Below are 276 nucleotides of genomic sequence, written 5' to 3'. Positions count from 1 at the left end.
GTGTATGATAGTGATGAATATTTCATCACTATCAAGGTTTGTTATGCGTACCCCATTGTTAGCCATACTTTTACCACTTTGTTTAACTGCATGCTTAGATAAAGCACCCACTGAAACGCAGCAAGTAACAATCACCTCAGAAGCTGAAGCACCAAAGCAAGAGCTACAAAAGCTAAAAGAAAACACTCAATTACAAGAAAATACTAAAAAGAACGTAGTTGCTGAAAAAATACCAAAAGCTGATTTAAAAAACGTTTCAATAGACGATATAAAAAC

1 pseudogene is annotated in these 276 nt (G+C 34.4%); it reads left to right on the top strand.

The features are described 5' to 3' along the window. Positions 1 to 43: 43 nt before the first annotated feature. Positions 44 to 276: pseudogene (locus AAEY57_RS19875) on the top strand (hypothetical protein); the annotation flags it as partial.

Origin of the sequence: Pseudoalteromonas sp. MER144-MNA-CIBAN-0113, from assembly GCF_040308965.1 — a bacterium.
Lineage (GTDB): Bacteria > Pseudomonadota > Gammaproteobacteria > Enterobacterales > Alteromonadaceae > Pseudoalteromonas > Pseudoalteromonas tetraodonis.
This window is presented reverse-complemented; position numbering and strand designations above follow the sequence as displayed.